Raw genomic sequence first — 18,249 nt, 5'->3', positions numbered from 1 at the left:
CCGTCGAATCCATGGGAAAACGTTTGGCCAGCGATCTTTGAAGCCTTATCAGCATAGCCGGGCGTGGCCGTGGCGCCATGTGCTTCAAAGGGATGTGCTAGTCTGCTGCTCACGAAACGCATCAGCAGGGGACACCATGGAACAGGCAACCTCCGATTTCATGCAGGCGGCTATCGACGAGGCGTGTAAAGGGCTGGAGGAGGGTGGCATCCCGATCGGCTCGGTACTGGTGCACAAAGGCAAGATCATCGGTCGCGGGCACAACCGTCGGGTGCAGCGCGGCAGCGCGATCCTCCATGGTGAAATGGATGCACTGGAAAACGCCGGGCGCCAGCCCGCCAGCGTTTACAAGGAGGCGACCCTCTATACCACCTTGTCACCCTGCGCCATGTGCAGCGGTGCGATCCTGCTCTATGGCATCAGGCATGTGGTGGTGGGTGAGAACCAGACATTCATGGGTGAAGAGCAGTTGTTGCGCAGCCGAGGGGTGACGTTGGATGTGCGCCACGACGAAACCTGCAAGGCCCTGATGAAGCAGTTCATCAAGGACAAGCCGCAGCTGTGGAATGAAGACATTGGCCGCTGAGCGGGGCTCTGCGGCCGAAGGCATCCAAGTCGTTCACCTGGCCCCTCCGACGACCATTGCCGTCAGGCGCCACGAAGCGATCGCGGTCTTCGACTGGAGTCGTACATCGCTGGGGGCGTTGACGCAGTGGCCACCGGCCCTGCGTATCGCCGTGGACATGCTGCTGCTGTCGCCGTTTCCGTGTGCCCTGGTCTGGGGACCGGACATGACGGTCATCTACAATGACGCCTATCAGGCGTTGGCCGATGATACCGGCGAACATCAGGGCGGGCGTTTCTACGATCTCTGGGGGGAAAGCGTCTGGGACAGCATCGGGACCACGGTGTTCAATGTGCTCAGAGGGCAGGGCTGCGTGCAGGAGGATGCGCCGCTGCAAGTCGAGCAGGCGGGCAATGCGAAAACCGTGTGGGTCACGGCTTGCTATTCACCCATTCGCGATGATCAAGACATCGTTGCCGGTTTTTTGCACACGCTGATCGAGACCACCGCCAGTGTCGAGACCAGCCGCGAATGGCGCGAGCTGGCCCAAACGTTCGAAGCGCGTCTGCAGAGCTACCTGGCCGACCCCGAGCATACTTGGCAGTTGTCGCCCGATGTGATGTTGATGCTTGATGCCGAACTGCGCCTGCGCATGGCCAATCCTGCATGGCAGCGCTTGCTGGGCTGGCGCGTCGAGCAGCAGTCGGAGGTGGCGCTGCCGGACTTGTTTCACCCCGCCGAGCGCACCGAGGCACGGCTGGCGCTGATGGAACTGTTGCAAGGGCGAGCCGCGGCACCCGTCGAGGCGCGCATTCGTCATCGCGACGGCCATTACCGCTGGTTTCGCTGTCATGGCGTGGCGGATCAGTCGATGCCGATGCTGGTTGCCCGGGACATCACCGAGGATCGCCGGGCCGTCCAGGTCAGGGCCGAGGCGGCCATGCGCGAGAGCCAGCGCATGGAAACGGTGGTCAAGGTCGCGGGCGGCCTGGCACATGAGATGAACAACGTGCTGTCGGGCGTCGGCAGTAGCCTGGAGCTCCTGGAACGACGTCTCGGCCAAGGACGCATGGAGCGGGTGGACAGTTACGTGCAGATGGCGCGCGAATGCGCCCATCGCGCCATCGCCCTGACCCAGAACCTGCTGGCCTTCGCCCGCAGCCAGCCGTTGTCGCCACGTCCGTTGGACATCAATCGACTGATGCGGCAGGTCGCGCCGTTGTTGCAGCAGTCCCTGGGCAGCGAGATGCGTTTGTGCTGGCAGCTCGACGCGGCAACCTGGCCGGTGCTGCTTGATCCCGACCAGTTGCGCAATGCGCTGCTGCATCTGTGCAGCAATGCCCGCGATGCTTCCCTTGGCCAGGGGGAGGTATCGATCCGCACTGCCAACGAGCGGCTGGTCGAGGCGACCGATACGCTGGCCGCCTTGCCGGCGGGCGACTATGTCGTGATTCAGATTGAAGACAGGGGGCATGGCATGTCGCAGCAGGATGTCGCACGGGCCTTCGAGCCGTTCTTCACCACCAAGCTGGCGGGGCTGGGAGCGGGGCTCGGGCTGCCGATGGTGCATGGCTTCGTTCGGCAGTCGGGCGGACAGATCTGGATCGACTCGAAGCAGGATATAGGCACCCGGGTGGTGCTGATGTTCCCGCGTTTTGCCGGCAGTCTGCCGGAACCTGAGTTTTCAGGCTCGCACCTGCGGCAGGCAAAGGGTGAAAGATTGTTGCTGGTCGACGACGAGGTCAACCTGCGGAGTGTGATGAAGGAGGCGCTGCTTGAACATGGCTTCGAGGTGTGCGACGTACCCGATGCCAACAGTGCACTGGGCCAGTTCCGTCATGGCGGGCCCTTCGACCTGGTGATCACCGATATCGGCTTGCCGGGTGGTTTCAGTGGCAGTCAGGTCGCCAGGGCGTTGCGTCTGATCAAGCCCGAGCAGAAAATCCTGTTCATCACCGGCTTTACCGATGACCCGGTGGAACAGATGCTGCTGGACGAGCCTGACACCGCGCTGCTGTTGAAGCCCTTCTCGCTGGAGGCCTTGGTCGCGCAGGTGCTGCGGATGTTGCCGCCCTGATGATCGCGGCCCGGCTCAAAGCTCGTGCTGGAGAAAAGGGTCGTCAGGGTTCTGTCGCTCCAGTTCGGCCAGCAGCACTTGCACGTTCTGCAATTGGCCGCTTTCCTTCCAGTACTGGATGAGCAGCACTCGCGCCCGACGATTGGCCGGCTCGCGGCTGAGCACGGCTTCCAGCTGTTTCTGCGCGGCATCGACCTGTTCCAGCTGGTGCAGGGTGGTCGCGAGGGTATAGCGGTAGTCACTGTTGTCTGGCTCCAGCTCTACGGCTCGCGAGAGGGCGAGCAAGGCATATTCCTGCTGTTCGTGGCGAATCAGCCACACGCCCAGCTCATGTTGCAGGAACGCTGAGTCGGGGCGCAGGGCCAGCGCTTTGGCGAGGACTTCTCGGGAGGCATCGTGCTGACCCTGGCGTTCGAGCAGGCGCACCTGGATGGCCAGGGCCTCCAGGTTGTCGGGCGCCAGCGCCAGGCTGCGCTGCAGCGCCCTGGTCGCAGGCTCGAATGCCTGCTCATGCATGTACAGCCTGGCCAGGTGTACCTGTGCCGCAGGATCGTCTGGTTGCTGCTCCAGGGTTTGCTCGTACTGCTCCAGGGCATCCTGCAGTGGCCCGAAGTACAGGCCGATGGCTTCGGGGTCGAGTCCCAGCAGCGCATCCACGGCAGCGAAACGCACGCTCTGTTCGTCGTCTTCCAGCAGCGGCCCCAACACCAGGCTGCGCTGGGCGGTCGACAGCAGGCGACGAACGCTGGCGATGGCCGCGCGGCGGACCATGGGATCGGCGTGTTCAAGGTCCTGGCTGGCCAGTTTCAACGCCTGGGGGGACGGGTAGTTGGGCAGTTCGGCGTACAACGCGGCGCGGCGGATCGGGGTAAGGTCATCGCGCTGCAACTGTTGATACAACACGCGCGCGGCGCCTGGCAAGCCATCATGCGCCTGGCGTAGCGCCTTGGCATAGCTGTTCGGCGGCAGGTTGGGCGCTGCCGGTTGCGGGGTGCGCCACAGGTAGCCGAGCGCGACTGGCAGCAGGACCAGGAGCAGCAGGGCAAGCAGGATCAGGGGGCGTCTGGACATCGCACGGTCCGTGGCGGCGGGAACGCCAGAGCTTGGGGCAGCAGGGGGGTAAATGCAACGCCTGCGGGTTCGCGAGCCTTGCGCCCGTTGCGGACCAGGATTGCCGTTCTCGGGTGGCGGCTGCTCGTTCGCTGGGCAGGCGCCACCCGTGTCGGCGTGTGCAAAGGCGCGTTCCGGCTCAGCTCAGTTCGAGCCAGATCGGTGCGTGATCCGACGGTTTTTCCATGCCGCGCAGTTCATAATCAACCCCCGCCGCCTTCAATCGCGGCAGCAATCCCTGCGAAGCCATGATCAGGTCGATACGCAGACCACGCTTGGGTTCGTCCTCGAAGCCGCGGCTGCGGTAGTCGAACCAGCTGAAGCGGTCTGCCACGTCCGGGTGCAGGTGACGGAAGCTGTCGACCAGACCCCAGCCCTTGAGTCGCTCCATCCACTCACGCTCCTCGGGCAGGAAGCTGCACTTGCCGGTCTTGAGCCAGCGCTTGGCGTTGTCCGCGCCGATGCCGATATCGCAGTCCTGGGGCGAGATGTTCATGTCGCCCATCACCAGGACTGGCTGGGCATTCTGGAACTGACCTTCGAGCAGTGCCTGCAGATCGCCGTAGAAGCGCTGCTTGGCCGGGAACTTGGTGGGGTGGTCGCGGCTTTCGCCCTGGGGGAAGTAACCGTTCATCACGGTGATCGGCGTGCCGTCGTGGTCGGCGAAGGTGCCCCAGATGAAGCGGCGCTGGGCGTCTTCCTCATCGCTGGCGAAACCTTTGACCAGCGACAGGGGTTTCTGGCGCGACAGCAGGGCGACGCCGTAGTGGCCTTTCTGGCCGTGATAATGCACGTGGTAGCCGAGCGCCTCGACGTCGGCCAGCGGAAACTGGTCGTCGCTGACCTTGGTTTCCTGCAGGCCGATCACGTCCGGCTGGTGCTTGTCGATCAAGGCCGCCAGTTGATGGGGGCGGGCGCGCAGGCCGTTGATGTTGAACGAGACGATCTTCATGGAAAGACGATCCTGGTAAAACTGCGGATGCTAGCCGACATCGTCACTCACGGCCAGCGTGGCGCCATGCAGCGGGCGCTGCTAACGTGCTGGAGGAGGTGAACGAAGCGCAGTGGGGCGCCTCCAAGGCACTGTCAGCATTTTCCAGGAGGTTCGCCCGCGATGCCCGATGCCACTGCCACCCAAGCCAGAATCTGCGTGCTTGATGAAGGCTACGCCCGTGAAGCGCGATCGCTGCTTTATCACGCCTACCGTCACGAACCCACCTTCGCCTGGTTGTTCGAGGCCCAGCGCCCAGGCTATGAGCGGCGCCTGCGGGTGATGGTGCGCGAATGGGTGCGTCAGCATTTCTACCTGCAACTGCCGGCTATCGGCCTGCTGCTGGAGGATCGCCTGGTCGGGCTCGCCTTGATCGTGCCACCGCAGCGGCGCCTGGGCGTGACCGACAGCTGGGCCTGGCGCCTGCGCATGATGCTGGGGACCGGCCTGCGCTGTACTCGCCGCTATCTGGACTACCAGGCTGCGTTGGCCGGTTGCCTGCCGCCCGAGCCGGTGCATGTCCTGCCGTTGCTGGGGGTGCACCCGCAGTTCCAGGGGCGTCATCATGGCGAGCAACTGCTACAAGCGGTGCATGACTGGTGCGCCGATGATCCGGCCACCGAGGGCGTGGTGCTCGATACGGGCAATGCGCACTACCTGGCATTCTATGAGCGACAGGGGTATCAGGAGATCGGCGAAATTGCAGTAGGACCGATCCGGGAGCGAGTGTTCTTTCATCCCGCCCCTGTATCGTCCAGGGCGTCAATCCTGTGACAGGCATTTACCAGCGGCTCCGTTGACCCTTGCGCTCTGGTAGCATGCGCGGCATGACGTATTCAGGAAGACTTGGCTGGGGCCTGTTTCTATTGGCCGCCAGCTCCATGGCATGGGCGCAGAGCGAATTGCTGGTGCGGGTCAAACCCGCCAACAAGGCGCTCAAGTCCAATATAGAAGGCTATATCGGCAGTCTGGGGGACCGTGACGAAGAGGCGCTGCTGCGCTTCAGTCGCGGCGCCGAGGAGCAGGCACGCAAGGCGGCCCAGGCTCTGGGCTACTATCAGGCGCGGATCGACACCGAAGTCAAACCGCCGAGCGAGAAAGACAAGCCCCCGCAACTGATCATCCGGGTCGAGCCTGGCGAGCCGGTGCACTTGCGCAACGTCACCGTGCGTATCGACGGGCCGGCCAGTGAGCTCAAGACGTTCCGCATTCCCGACAGCAAGACACTGCGCCCCGGCGAGCAGCTCAATCATGGCAGCTACGAGGACGCCAAGCGGCTGATCCAGAACCAGGCTTCACGCTATGGTTTTTTCAGCGGGCGCTTCGAGCGCCAGCGCCTGGCGGTCGACCCCCAGGCCGGTGTGGCCGATATCGAACTCATCTATCAGAGTGGGCCGCGCTACCGGCTGGGCGCGGTCACCTTCGGCGGCGATACTCCGCTGGATGACGATCTGCTGCAGCGCATGGTCTCGTTCAAGCCTGGCACCCCCTACGATTCGGAACTGATCGCCGAACTCAACAACGACCTGCAGTCCAGCGGCTATTTCGAAGGCGTGCGCGTGGACGCGGCGCCTACCACCGCGGTAGGCCAGGACATTCCGGTGGACGTCCACCTCGATACCCGCAAGCCGCGCACCATGGGCCTGGGGCTGGGCTTCTCGACCGACGTCGGGCCGCGCGGCAAAGCCAACTGGACTCGCCACTGGGTCAACCCGCAAGGCCACAGCTACGGTTGGGAAACCGAGCTGTCGGCGCCACGCCAGAACGTTGGCCTGTGGTACGACATTCCGCTGGACCCGCCGCTGACCGACAAGCTGCGCTTCGCCGGCGGCTACCAGAACGAAGACATCTCCGGCACGGATACCGTGAGCAAGCTGCTCACCGTCGGGCCCGAGTGGCACAGCAAGCTGCCCAGCGGTTGGCAGCGGGTGATTTCGCTCAAGTACCAGCGTGAAGAGTATCGCCTGGGCGACGATTCAGGCCTGAGCAACCTGCTGATGCCGGGTGTCAGCTTCTCCTACCTGCGCAGTGACAACCGCATCGACCCACACAACGGCTATCGCCTGCAGTTCGACCTGCAGGCGGCCAAGGAGGGCCTGGGCTCGGACACCAACCTGGTGCATGGCAACGTGCTGCTCAAGGGGCTGACCACGCTGGGGCAGAACCATCGCCTGCTCGGGCGTGTGCAGTTCGGCGGCAGCGCCACCAACGGTTACCAGCAGAACGTCCCGCCGTCGTTGCGCTTCTTCGCCGGTGGCGACCAGAGCGTGCGAGGCTACGACTACCAGTCGCTGTCGCCGAAGAACAGCCAGGGCGACCGTATCGGTGGTCGCTATCTGGTGGCTGGCAGCGCCGAGTATCAGTACTCGATCGCCGAGAAGTGGCGCCTGGCCACCTTCATCGACCAGGGCAACTCGTTCAACTCGCTGGAGTTGCCCAGCCTCAAGACTGGCGTCGGTATCGGCGTGCGCTGGGTTTCTCCGGTCGGGCCGCTGCGCCTGGACCTGGCCCGCGCACTCGATGACGACGGTGGTTTTCGTCTGCACTTTTCCATGGGGCCCGAGCTGTGATGCGTAGGTTCAGAATTGTCCTGCTCGCGGTGCTTGGCCTGCTGGCGTTGTTGGTCCTGGCGCTGGGACTGGTGCTGGGCACCCAGGCCGGCAGCCGATGGTTGCTGGAGCGCGTGCCGGGGCTGGAGATCAGCGATTTCAAGGGGCGGTTGGGCGGCCGCTGGCAAGCCGATCAGCTGCGTTGGGTCGACGGTGGCAACCGGGTCGAGCTGCAGTCGCCACAGCTGGCCTGGTCGCCAGCCTGCCTGTTGCGTGCCACCTTGTGCATCGAGCGGCTGCAGGCCGAACGCATCGACATGGCATTCGCGCCCGGCGAGCCCCAGCCCGACAGCGGTCCGCTGCGGCTGCCGGGCTTGCGCCTGCCTCTGGCCATCGAGCTGGGTGAGCTCAAGGTCGGGCAGCTGCGCCTGGATGGCAGCGACCTGCTGGGCGATCTTCAGCTCGCGGCACACTGGACGTCGAAAGGCCTGCGCGTGGACTCCCTGAAACTGCAGCGCGATGACCTGCGCCTTGACCTGGCCGGCGATCTGCAGCCTGAGGGCGACTGGCCCGTGACGCTGCAAGGCACGTTGCAATTGCCAGAGGTCGAAGGCAAGGCCTGGCAACTGGCTCTGAACGCCAAGGGCGAACTGCAGAAGACCCTTGTGCTCGATGCCACAAGCAGTGGTTATCTGGAGGCGCGGCTCGATGGCGAGCTGCAGGCATTGGCCGAGCACCTGCCAGCCCGGTTGAGCATTCGCGCCGACGCGTTCAAGCCGGCCGCCAGCCTGCCTGACACATTGCAACTCAATCAGCTGCGTCTCGATGCCCAGGGTGATCTGCTCAAGGGCTACCAGCTCACCGGTGGCGCCACGCTGCCCGCCGAGCAGGGGCCGATCGGCCTGGCGCTGGTCGGCAAGGTCGACGCCAAAGGCGCTCAGCTAGCGGCGCTGGACCTCAATGCCAGTGACAGTCAGCGGGTGAAGCTGCAAGCCAGTGCGAACTGGCAGCAGGGCTTGAGCGCCGACGCCAGTGTCGATTGGCTGGATTTCCCCTGGCTGCGCCTCTACCCCCTGGAGCAGGCGCCCCAGGTGACGCTCAAGCGTTTCAATGCTCAGGTGCAGTACCGCGACGGCAGCTATAAAGGCGATTTCAAGGGCGATCTGGACGGCCCGGCGGGGGCCTTCACCCTGGCCAGCCCGTTCGAGGGCGACCTGAGCCAGGCACGCTTGCCACAGCTTGCCTTGACTGCGGGGCAAGGCAAGGCGGCTGGCAGTGTCGCGCTGCGCTTTGCCGACACCCTGGCCTGGGATGTCGACCTGCAACTGTCGGCGCTCGACCCGGCCTATTGGCTGGCGGAGCTGCCGGGCACACTCGCTGGATCGCTGCGCAGCCAGGGCGAGCTGAAGAACGAGATGCTCAAGCTCAAGGCCAAGCTCGATCTGAAAGGGCGCCTGCGCGGGCAGCCGGCGATGCTCCAGGTCGACGCTGATGGTGCAGGTGAAAACTGGACCTTGGGCAGCCTCGCGGTGCAACTGGGGGCCAACCGTATCAATGGCAGTGCCAGCCTGCAGCAGCGCCTGGCCGGGCGGATCGACCTCGACCTGCCGCGCCTGGGTCAGCTGTGGCCGCGGCTGCAGGGCCTGGTCAAGGGCCGGCTTGACCTCGCAGGCACCCTGGCGGCGCCACAAGGCACCCTGACCCTGCAGGGCCAGCAACTCGCCCAGGCTGAGAACCGGATACAGCGCCTGGATCTGGAGGCGCGGCTGGACAGTGCCCAGCGTGGGCAACTGCTGCTCAAGGCGGGCGGCATTCGCCTGGGCGACACGGCGCTGGGCAACCTCGAACTGCAGGGCAAGGGCGATATCCGCCAGCAGGCGGCGACACTGGCCCTCGATGGCCCTCAGCTCAAACTGGACCTGGCCCTGGACGGCGCCTTGAGCAAAGGTGACTGGCGCGGGCGCCTGGCCAGCGGGCGTATCCAGGCCGGCGGCCAGGACTGGCAGTTGCAAGCGCCCGCGCGGCTGCAACGCCTGGCCAGTGGTCAACTGGACTTTGCCGCGCACTGCTGGCGTTCCGGCCAGGCGAGCCTGTGTGGCGACGACCAGCGCCTGGCGCCAGAGCCTCGCCTGCGCTACCACCTCAAGCAATTTCCGCTGGACAGCCTGGCGCAGTGGCTGCCCAAGGACTTTGCCTGGCAGGGGCGGCTCAATGCCGACATCAACCTCGACATTCCAGCTTCCGGGCCCAAGGGCAACATCCTTGTCGACGCCAGCGGCGGGACCTTGCGCGTGCGTGACAAGGAGCGCTGGATCGACTTTCCCTATCAGGTGCTGCGCCTGGACAGCACCCTGGCTCCGCGACGGGTCGATACGCGCCTGAACTTCCGTGGCGAGCGCTTGGGCGAGCTCGATCTGAGCACCCGTCTCGATCCCCTGGGCCAAAACAAGCCATTGTCCGGCGATTTCCGCCTGGCGGGTCTGGACCTTTCGATCATCAGGCCATTCCTGCCGATGGTCGAGCGCCTGGCGGGGCAGCTCAACGGCAGTGGTCGCCTGTCCGGCAGCCTGCTGGCTCCGCAGGTCAATGGCAGTGTGGCCTTGAGCGGCGGGCAAGTCAGCGGTGCCGAGCTGCCGGTCAGCCTGGAAGACCTGTCGCTGCAGGCCCTGATCGCCGGCGAGCATGTCCAGCTCAACGGTGATTGGCGCAGCGGTGACGCCGGACGAGGGCAGCTCTCGGGTCAGTTGACCTGGGGGCAGGCCTTGGGGCTGGACGTACGCCTGCAAGGCCAGCGGTTGCCGGTGAGCGTGGAACCCTATGCGGCTCTGGAGGTGGCGCCTGACCTGACCATTCGCCTGGTCGACGACAAGCTGGCGGTCACCGGCAAGGTGCGCGTCCCCAAAGGCAAGATCACGGTTCGCGAGCTGCCGCCCTCTACGGTGAAGGTCTCGGACGACACGGTGATCGTCGGCCACCAGACCGAGGAGGGCAAGACGCCCATGGCAGTGGCCATGGACATCGATGTCGATGTCGGCAGCGACAAGCTGTCGTTCAGCGGCTTCGGCCTGACCGCCAACCTGCTGGGGCATGTCCATATCGGCGACAACCTCGATACCCGAGGCGAACTGAGCCTGGCCGACGGACGTTACCGGGCCTATGGCCAGCGCCTGACCATTCGTCGCGCGCGGCTGCTGTTCGCCGGGCCGATCGATCAGCCGTACCTGGATATCGAGGCGATTCGTCAGGTTGATGATGTGATCGCAGGCATTCGTCTGAGCGGTAGCGCAGAGCAGCCGACCACCAAGGTGTTCTCCGAGCCGGCGATGAGCCAGGAACAAGCGCTCTCGTATCTGGTGCTGGGCAGGCCGCTGGGTGGTTCGGGAGAAGACAGCAACATGTTGGCAGAAGCTGCCCTGGGGCTCGGACTGATGGGCAGTTCAGGCCTGACCGGAAGTCTGGCGTCGAACCTGGGCATCGATGACTTCCAGCTCGATACCCAAGGCTCGGGGAACACCACCAGCGTGGTGGCCAGCGGCAACCTGACCGAGCGCTTGAGCCTGCGCTATGGCGTTGGGGTATTCGAGCCGGCCAACACCATCGCCTTGCGCTACAAACTGAGCAAGAAGGTCTATCTCGAGGCCGCCAGCGGCCTCGCCAGTTCACTGGACATCTTCTACAAACGCGACTTCTAAGCGTTTGCCTTGATCCGCACCGGCCTGTGCAGGCCGGTTGCGGATGCTCCCGATCCAACTACCTTTTGCCTGACCTGTCGCGCCGGCGTGTGGCGAGTCCTTTCAGCGCGCGTGGCAGTCCTGGCGACGGATATTGCCGATCTGTCGCAGGCTCAGCCCGTACTTGTCCGCAAGCAGGCTGCGGGACAGGCCGTTGGCGCTCTCTTTCTGAATTTGCTGATTGCGCAACTGGCGCTGAAAGTGGTCGGGCTTGGGGATCTCGAGGGCCAGGCCAGCGTAGCGCTGGATCAACGCGTCGAGCGCCTCTGGTGGCAGCACATCGGCGAGTTTGGTGCGATCACGGTGCTTGGGAATGTATTTTGGGCGGCCGCCGAAGGCGCAGGTCAGTCGATAGGCGTTTTCAAGGCCGATGCATTCGATCAGCGATTGCAGCGAGTGGGGCAGTTGGGTGGTTTCGATGTTGCTCAGGTCTGGCATGTCCATACGGAACTTCCTTTGACTATGTCGGGTGCCTGACGCCTGGCCCGTGAAGCCGGGCGTCGCGTGCCACCAGCGAGGTGGCTTGGCTGGATTCTCGAACAGCATCAAAGCAGGTCGCTAGGCGCGAATCGGACCGGGGTTTGTAGCCTTTGCACCTTGTCGGTCGCGGGCAGCCACCCAATTCTGCGTAGGAAATTCCTTCACCCTTGAGCTGCAAGCCCCAAACCATCTAGAGAAGGTTTTCCATGATGGCATTTTGGGGTGGTAACCCTGTGCAGGAACGGCGAAGTACCGCCCGGAACTCTCCGGTTAGCAGCAAGGGTGTGGAGCAGGTAGCGAAGGTGGCGTTAAGCGCCGTACTCTGTTGAGAATTTCAGCGTAGGAAAAGGGAGCGAGGTATCATGTCGCTGGCTCCGTCGGAGCCTCATGTCCCCGATGTCGCAAGGAATCTCCGATGACACATGTGCAGCGCCTGAAATACTCGATCCTGATCATCCTGGTAGTGCTGGGGGTCATGCTCGGCTTAAGTTATCTGCAGAAGCAGGGGACGATCAGCGAGCAGACGTTCCAGTACATCGCGATTGCCATCGCGGTGGTCGTGGTGGTGATCAACGGGATCCTGCGGCGCAAGGTCAAGCCTTGACTGCGGCGGGCCGGCGTATCCATGCCGGCCATACGCTCAGCGTGCGGCAGGTTGTTCGAGCACGGCGCGGGCTTGAGGGTTGAGGCTGTAGCACTTGTCCTGGCCGAGGCTGATGACGCCTTCGCTGCACAAGCGCTTGAGTACTTCGCGCACGCTCAGGAACGACAGCGGGATGTCCAGCTGTTCGAGTTGCGCGTGCACGCCGCGCACGCCGATGCTGCGGCCATTGCGGTCGGCGGTATGCAACGCGTCGATGACCTTCAGGCGGATCAGGCTGGTGCGTAGCCCGTAAGTGCGCAACAGCTCGCGGATCTGTTCGTTGCCCAGGCGTTCCACCGGTCCGCCTTGGTTCTGGCCGGCACTTGGCCCGGCCGGCAGGGCATGTTGCGGGTTGTACATGTGAATGCTCCTTTTCGTGGACTGTCCCGAAATCATGGGTGCCTCACTACATAAGACGAATGAGATCGGTAAAACTGCAGTCCGCGCTGAAAAAAATCTGACACGTTCTGTTGAAAACGTTACAGCCGGCTCCGAGGCGTAAAATTTTCATCCGGCCACTCGTCCTTTCGGGATGACCCGATTTGCACGAGGAGTGCCTGTGACCCATCTTTCGCGTCCCCTGTTTCGCGTTGGCCTTGCCGCTGCCCTGGTTGTCTCGAGCCTGGCCGCCCAGGCGCGGGAGGTGGCGGGCGATGCCGCCGCGCAGATTCGTCGCACCAGCTTCGGTGTGCCGCATATCCTGGCCAAGGATGAGCGCGGCCTGGGCTACGGTATCGGCTACGCCTATGCCCAGGACAACCTCTGCCTGCTGGCCGGGGAGGTGCTGACGGTCAATGGCGAGCGCTCCCGTTACTTCGGCGGCGAGGGCAAGACCGTAGAGCAGCGTGACAACCTGTCCAGCGATCTGTTCTTTGCCTGGCTCAACCGCCCGGCACCCGTCGACGATTTCCTGCAGGCCCAGCCGGTGGCGGTGCGTGATCTGCTGGAGGGTTATGCCAGTGGCTATAACCGTGCGTTGGGCGAGCGCAGGGCTCAGGGGTTGCCGGCAGAGTGCGGGAAGGGCGACTGGGTGCGCCCGATCACCAGTCGCGACCTGGTCAAGCTGACCCGCCGCTTGCTGGCCGAGGGTGGCGCCGGCCAGTTCGCCGAGGCGGTGGTGGCGGCGACGCCGCCCGAGCTGGCGGCGAGACGGCCAGTGGTCGACTACAGCGTGGCGTTGGCGCGTCAGGCGCGCTTTTCCGCCGAGCGTGGCAGCAACGCGGTCGCCGTGGGCGCGGAGCGTTCGGCCAATGGCCGTGGTCTGTTGCTGGCCAACCCTCACTTTCCCTGGGTCGGCGGGCTGCGGTTCTACCAGATGCAACTGACCATTCCTGGCCAGCTGGATGTGATGGGGGCTGCATTGCCGGGGCTGCCAGTGATCAACATCGGTTTCAACCAGCACCTGGCCTGGACCCACACCGTCGATACTTCGAAGCATTTCACGCTGTACCGGTTGCAACTCGACCCCAAGGACTCGACCCGCTATCTGCTCGATGGTCAGTCACTGCCACTTGATCGGCAGACTCTCAGCGTGGCGGTCAAGGGCGATAACGGCACGCTGAGCCAAGTGGAGCGAACGATCTATGTTTCCAAGTTCGGGCCCGTGGTGCAGCTGCCCGGGCAACTGGACTGGGACAGGCACGCAGCCTACAGCCTGCGTGACGCCAACCTCGAGAACACGCGGGTGCTGCAGCAGTGGTACCGAATCAACCGCGCCGACAGCCTCGATGCGCTGAAGGGCTCGGTAGAACAGCTTCAGGGTATCCCGTGGGTCAATACCCTGGCCGTGGACAGCGCCGGCCAGGCGCTGTACTTGAACCAGTCGGTGGTGCCCTATGTCGACCAGGCCTTGCTCGACCAGTGCAGCAATCCGCAGGGGGCAGGTCCGCTGGTCGTGCTCGATGGCTCACGCAGTGCCTGCCAATGGAAGGTCGATGCTCAGGCGGCGCAGCCTGGGATTTTCCCGGCGCACCTGCTGCCGCATCTCGAGCGTCGCGATTACGTCCAGCACGCCAACGATTCGGCGTGGATGGCCAACCCGGCGCAGCCATTGACCGGTTTCTCGCCGCTGGTCAGCCGTGCCGACCAGCCACTGGGCATGCGCAGCCGCTTCGCCCTGCAGCGGCTGCAGGGTAACGGCAAGCTTGGCGTCGCCGAGTTGCAGCAGATGGTGTTCGGCGATGAAGTGTACCTGGCGACGCTGGTGCTGCCCGACCTGCTGCAGTGGTGCAAGACCGCGGCGGCGGATGTGAAGGGCGTGTGCGACAGCCTGTCGGCGTGGAACGGCAAGGCCGACCTGGACAGTGGTATCGGCCTGGTGCACTTCGAAAACATCGCTGAAGTCCTGCTGCAGCACCCCGAAAGCTGGCGTGTGCCATTCGATGCCGCCGATCCGCTGCATACGCCCCGTGGCCTGGCGGTGGAGCAGGCCGCGGTCGGCAAGCTGTTGCGCGACGCCGCGTTGGCGTCGGCGGAGGCGGTCCAGCAATCCGGGGTGAGCGCTGAGCAGCGCTGGGGGCAGATTCAGCAGGCCGCCGACGGCACGCCCGTGCCGGGTGGCCCGCAGGCGCTGGGGGTCTACAATGCGATGCTGAGCATACCCGTCGGACCGGGCAAGCGCCTGGTGGTCAGCGGCTCGAGCTATCTGCAGGTGGTCAGCTTCACCGAGCACGGGCCCGAGGCCCAGGGGCTGCTGGCATTTTCGCTGTCGAGCGAGGCCGCATCGGTCCATGCCGGGGATCAGACGCGCGCGTTCGCGGCCAAGCGACTGGCGCCGATTCCGTTTACCGAGGCGCAGATCAAGGCTGATCCGCAGTATCGGCAGTATGTGATCAGCGAGCGGGACAAGGCACAGGTGGCAAGCGCCCGGAAATAGGGCAGGGCAACCCCGCTCCCACGGCAACCGTAGGGGCGGGATCGTTCAGGCGAAATCGAACGGGGCCAGCTGGAAGCCCTGTTCATCCACCTGCAGCGCCCAGCCACGTCGATCCCAGTCGCCCAGCACGATACGTCGTGCCGGCTGGCCGTCGACCACCAGCTTGTGGATCGCCGGGCGATGGGTATGGCCATGCACCAGGGTACGCACGCCGTGCGCGGCCATCACCTTCGGCACTTCGTCCGGGGTGACGTCGACGATCTCGGTGTTCTTCATGCGCGTCTGCGATTTGCTCTCGCTGCGCAGCTTGCGCGCCAGCTTCTGCCGTGTCGACAGCGGCAAGTGCCGCAGGATCCACAGGCTCAGCGGGTTGCGCAGGTAGCGGCGCAGTTTCATATAGCCGATATCGCGGGTGCACAGGGTGTCACCGTGCATCAGCAATACCGGCTCGCCGCCCAGCTCGACCACGCAGGGGTCGTCGAGCAGGGTGCAGCCAGCGGCCTGGCAGAATGCCTGGCCGATGAGGAAGTCGCGGTTGCCGTGCATCAGATAGATCGCCGTACCGCTGTCGGCCAGCCGGCGCAAGGCCTGGCAGATCGACTGCTGAAATGCGGTCATGGCGTCGTCGCCGATCCAAGCCTCGAAGAAGTCGCCGAGGATGTACAGGGCCTTGGCGTGCCGAGCGCGGCCGTCGAGCAGATCAAGAAACGCCCGGGTAATGTCCGGGCGTTCTTCTTGCAGGTGCAGATCTGAGATCAGCAGGATCACTCAATGATCTCGGCTTTCTCGATGATCACGTCGTCTTTCGGCACGTCCTGATGGCCGGCCTTGGAACCGGTGGCGACTTTCTCGATGGCGTCGACGATTTCCTTGCCTTCGGTCACTTCACCGAATACCGCGTAGCCCCAGCCCTGCACGTTCTTGCCGCTGTGGTTGAGGAAATCGTTGTCGGTAGCGTTGATGAAGAACTGCGCGGAGGCCGAGTGCGGCTCCATGGTGCGAGCCATGGCGATGGTGTACTTGGTGTTCTTCAGGCCGTTGTCGGCTTCGTTCTGGATGCTGGCGCGGGTTTTCTTCTGGCTCATGCCCGGCTCGAAGCCGCCGCCCTGGATCATGAAACCCTTGATCACGCGGTGGAACACGGTGCCGTCGTAGTGGCCATCTTTGACGTACTGAACGAAGTTCTCGGTGGTCAGCGGGGCTTTTTCGGCGTCCAGCTGCAGGACGATGTCGCCGTGGTTGGTGCTCAGTTTGACTTTGGACATGCTGAAATTCGCTCTTTCAAGGCATTCGGGAATAGGGTGCGCAGGGCGCTCGGCTTACCTGACGCAGGATCGGACAACCGCGACACAAGCCACTTGCTTGCCATTGTGCCGGATCGCGCCGCCTCGCGCCGACAAAACGTGCCACTTTGACGGCACTTTTGTGGGCACTTCGGCTGTCAGCAGCTTGACTGCTTCGGCTATGATAGGCGCTTTGATTCAATCGGCCTACCCGGGCCGGCTACCTGCATTCAAGGACACTATGAGCAAGCCCACTGCCGACAACGCGCCCAACGCCGCTGCCAAAGGCGCCCCCGCCGTCCCTGCGAACTTCCTGCGGCCGATCGTCCAGGCCGACCTGGACTCGGGCAAGCACCAGAGCATCGTCACCCGCTTCCCGCCGGAGCCAAACGGCTACCTGCACATCGGCCACGCCAAGTCGATCTGCGTCAACTTCGGCCTGGCCAAGGAGTTCGGCGGTGTCTGCCATCTGCGCTTCGACGACACCAATCCGGCCAAGGAAGACCAGGAGTACATCGACTCCATCCAGCGTGACGTCAAGTGGCTGGGCTTCGAGTGGGCAGGGGAGGTGCGCTATGCCTCGGACTACTTCGAACAGCTGCACGATTGGGCCGTGGACCTGATCAAGTCGGGCAATGCCTATGTATGCGACCTGACTCCCGAGCAGGCCAAGGAATACCGCGGCAGCCTGACCGAGGCTGGCAAGAACAGCCCGTTCCGCGAGCGCAGCGTCGAAGAGAACCTCGACCTGTTCGCGCGCATGAAGGCCGGCGAGTTCAAGGACGGCGAGCGTGTGCTGCGGGCCAAGATCGACATGGCTTCGCCGAACATGAACCTGCGCGATCCGATCATGTACCGCATTCGCCATGCCCATCATCACCAGACCGGCGACAAGTGGTGCATCTACCCCAACTATGACTTCACCCACGGCCAGTCGGACGCCATCGAGGGCATCACCCACTCGATCTGCACCCTGGAGTTCGAGAGCCACCGCCCGCTGTACGAATGGTTCCTCGACAAGCTGCCGGTGCCGGCGCACCCGCGCCAGTACGAGTTCAGCCGTCTGAACCTGAACTACACCATCACTTCCAAGCGCAAGCTCAAGCAACTGGTGGACGAAGGCCACGTCGAGGCCTGGGACGATCCGCGCATGTCGACCCTGTCCGGCTACCGCCGTCGTGGTTACACGCCCGCGTCGATCCGCAACTTCTGCGAGATGATCGGTACCAACCGTTCCGACGGCGTGGTCGACATGTCGATGCTCGAGTTCAGCATCCGTGACGACCTCGACCGCACCGCGCCACGCGCCATGTGCGTGCTGCGCCCGCTGAAGGTGGTCATCACCAACTATCCCGAGGGCCAGGTCGAGCAGCTCGAACTGCCGCGCCACCCGAAGGAAGACATGGGCGTGCGCGTGCTGCCGTTCGCTCGCGAGCTGTACATCGATCGCGACGACTTCATGGAGGAGCCGCCCAAGGGCTACAAACGCCTGGAGCCGGCCGGTGAAGTGCGCCTGCGCGGCAGCTACGTGATCCGTGCCGACGAGGCGATCAAGGACGAAGGCGGCAACATCGTCGAACTGCGCTGCTCGTACGACCCGGACACCCTGGGCAAGAACCCCGAAGGTCGCAAGGTCAAGGGCGTGATCCACTGGGTGCCGGCCGAGGGCAGCATCGAGTGCGACGTGCGCCTGTATGATCGTCTGTTCCGCTCCGCCAACCCGGAAAAGACCGAAGACGGCGGCAGCTTCCTCGACAACATCAACCCCGATTCGCTGCAGGTGCTCAGCGGTTGTCGCGCGGAACCTTCCCTGGGCCAGGCCCAGCCAGAAGACCGCTTCCAGTTCGAGCGTGAAGGCTACTTCTGCGCCGACCTGAAAGACTCCCAGCCGGGTCGCCCGGTATTCAACCGGACCGTGACCCTGCGCGATTCGTGGGGCAGCTGA

The 18,249-nt window shown here is 64.2% G+C and carries 14 protein-coding genes; 8 read left to right on the top strand and 6 right to left on the bottom strand.

From position 1 onward, the window contains the following. Nucleotides 1-136: 136 nt before the first annotated feature. Nucleotides 137-586: a nucleoside deaminase gene (locus tag ACYUME_RS15580; protein WP_460415604.1), complete on the top strand. Its 450-nt coding sequence runs from the start codon at nucleotides 137-139 to the stop codon at nucleotides 584-586. Then, a complete protein-coding gene (locus tag ACYUME_RS15575; protein WP_460415603.1) occupies nucleotides 567-2,642 on the top strand; it encodes a hybrid sensor histidine kinase/response regulator in 2,076 nt (691 codons plus the stop codon). Before ACYUME_RS15580 ends, ACYUME_RS15575 begins: the two co-directional genes overlap by 20 nt. A 15-nt stretch (nucleotides 2,643-2,657) precedes the next feature. Here ACYUME_RS15575 and ACYUME_RS15570 read toward each other — a convergent pair whose 3' ends face one another. Beyond that, nucleotides 2,658-3,713 carry a tetratricopeptide repeat protein gene (locus ACYUME_RS15570; protein ID WP_460415601.1) on the bottom strand — a complete coding sequence of 352 codons (1,056 nt, stop codon included), beginning with the start codon at nucleotides 3,711-3,713 and terminating at the stop codon, nucleotides 2,658-2,660. Nucleotides 3,714-3,891: 178 nt separating this feature from the next. Then, nucleotides 3,892-4,704 carry an exodeoxyribonuclease III gene (gene xthA / locus ACYUME_RS15565; protein ID WP_460415599.1) on the bottom strand — a complete coding sequence of 271 codons (813 nt, stop codon included), beginning with the start codon at nucleotides 4,702-4,704 and terminating at the stop codon, nucleotides 3,892-3,894. A 162-nt stretch (nucleotides 4,705-4,866) separates the two neighbouring features. Here xthA and ACYUME_RS15560 point away from each other — a divergent pair, with 162 nt between their 5' ends. The 3 genes from ACYUME_RS15560 to ACYUME_RS15550 are packed head-to-tail and all read left to right on the top strand — an operon-like array spanning nucleotide 4,867 to nucleotide 10,984. Continuing rightward, complete coding sequence (locus ACYUME_RS15560) at nucleotides 4,867-5,517, top strand: GNAT family N-acetyltransferase (protein ID WP_460415597.1); 651 nt, start codon at nucleotides 4,867-4,869, stop codon at nucleotides 5,515-5,517. A gap of 53 nt (nucleotides 5,518-5,570) precedes the next feature. Continuing rightward, nucleotides 5,571-7,313, top strand: a complete 1,743-nt coding sequence (locus tag ACYUME_RS15555; RefSeq protein ID WP_460415596.1) for an autotransporter assembly complex protein TamA — start codon at nucleotides 5,571-5,573, stop codon at nucleotides 7,311-7,313. After that, nucleotides 7,313-10,984 carry a translocation/assembly module TamB domain-containing protein gene (locus ACYUME_RS15550; RefSeq protein WP_460415594.1) on the top strand — a complete coding sequence of 1,224 codons (3,672 nt, stop codon included), beginning with the start codon at nucleotides 7,313-7,315 and terminating at the stop codon, nucleotides 10,982-10,984. The genes ACYUME_RS15555 and ACYUME_RS15550 overlap by 1 nt, the downstream gene beginning before the upstream one ends. Nucleotides 10,985-11,086: 102 nt before the next feature. Here ACYUME_RS15550 and ACYUME_RS15545 read toward each other — a convergent pair whose 3' ends face one another. Then, the gene (locus ACYUME_RS15545) at nucleotides 11,087-11,467 is read right to left on the bottom strand and encodes a Mor transcription activator family protein (RefSeq protein ID WP_279880916.1); all 381 of its coding nucleotides are present in this window, start codon (nucleotides 11,465-11,467) and stop codon (nucleotides 11,087-11,089) included. A 451-nt stretch (nucleotides 11,468-11,918) separates the two neighbouring features. On the opposite strand from ACYUME_RS15545, the gene ACYUME_RS15540 reads away from it, so the two are divergent. After that, nucleotides 11,919-12,107 (top strand): hypothetical protein, encoded by a 189-nt coding sequence (locus ACYUME_RS15540; RefSeq protein ID WP_279880915.1) that lies wholly within the window; start codon nucleotides 11,919-11,921, stop codon nucleotides 12,105-12,107. Between the two features lie 36 nt (nucleotides 12,108-12,143). Here the strand turns inward: ACYUME_RS15540 and ACYUME_RS15535 are convergent, their stop codons facing one another. Then, the gene (locus ACYUME_RS15535; protein ID WP_279880914.1) at nucleotides 12,144-12,506 is read right to left on the bottom strand and encodes a fe2+ zn2+ uptake regulation protein; all 363 of its coding nucleotides are present in this window, start codon (nucleotides 12,504-12,506) and stop codon (nucleotides 12,144-12,146) included. A 199-nt stretch (nucleotides 12,507-12,705) separates the two neighbouring features. Here ACYUME_RS15535 and pvdQ point away from each other — a divergent pair, with 199 nt between their 5' ends. Beyond that, on the top strand, nucleotides 12,706-15,021 hold the full coding sequence (pvdQ, locus tag ACYUME_RS15530) for a bifunctional acylase PvdQ (protein ID WP_460415592.1): 2,316 nt from the start codon (nucleotides 12,706-12,708) through the stop codon (nucleotides 15,019-15,021). A 45-nt stretch (nucleotides 15,022-15,066) separates the two neighbouring features. Here pvdQ and ACYUME_RS15525 read toward each other — a convergent pair whose 3' ends face one another. Together ACYUME_RS15525 and ACYUME_RS15520 are read right to left on the bottom strand one after the other, a co-directional pair. Continuing rightward, entirely contained in the window at nucleotides 15,067-15,789 is a 723-nt protein-coding gene (locus ACYUME_RS15525; protein WP_279880909.1) for a UDP-2,3-diacylglucosamine diphosphatase, read from the bottom strand. Continuing rightward, nucleotides 15,786-16,286 (bottom strand): peptidylprolyl isomerase, encoded by a 501-nt coding sequence (locus ACYUME_RS15520; RefSeq protein WP_279880906.1) that lies wholly within the window; start codon nucleotides 16,284-16,286, stop codon nucleotides 15,786-15,788. The genes ACYUME_RS15525 and ACYUME_RS15520 overlap by 4 nt, the downstream gene beginning before the upstream one ends. A 259-nt stretch (nucleotides 16,287-16,545) precedes the next feature. Here ACYUME_RS15520 and ACYUME_RS15515 point away from each other — a divergent pair, with 259 nt between their 5' ends. Beyond that, complete coding sequence (locus tag ACYUME_RS15515; RefSeq protein WP_460415590.1) at nucleotides 16,546-18,249, top strand: glutamine--tRNA ligase/YqeY domain fusion protein; 1,704 nt, start codon at nucleotides 16,546-16,548, stop codon at nucleotides 18,247-18,249.

The sequence above is a fragment of the Pseudomonas sp. microsymbiont 2 genome (assembly GCF_054788395.1).
The sequence above is the reverse complement of the archived record's forward strand: the minus strand, read 5'-3'. Positions and strand labels throughout refer to the sequence as shown.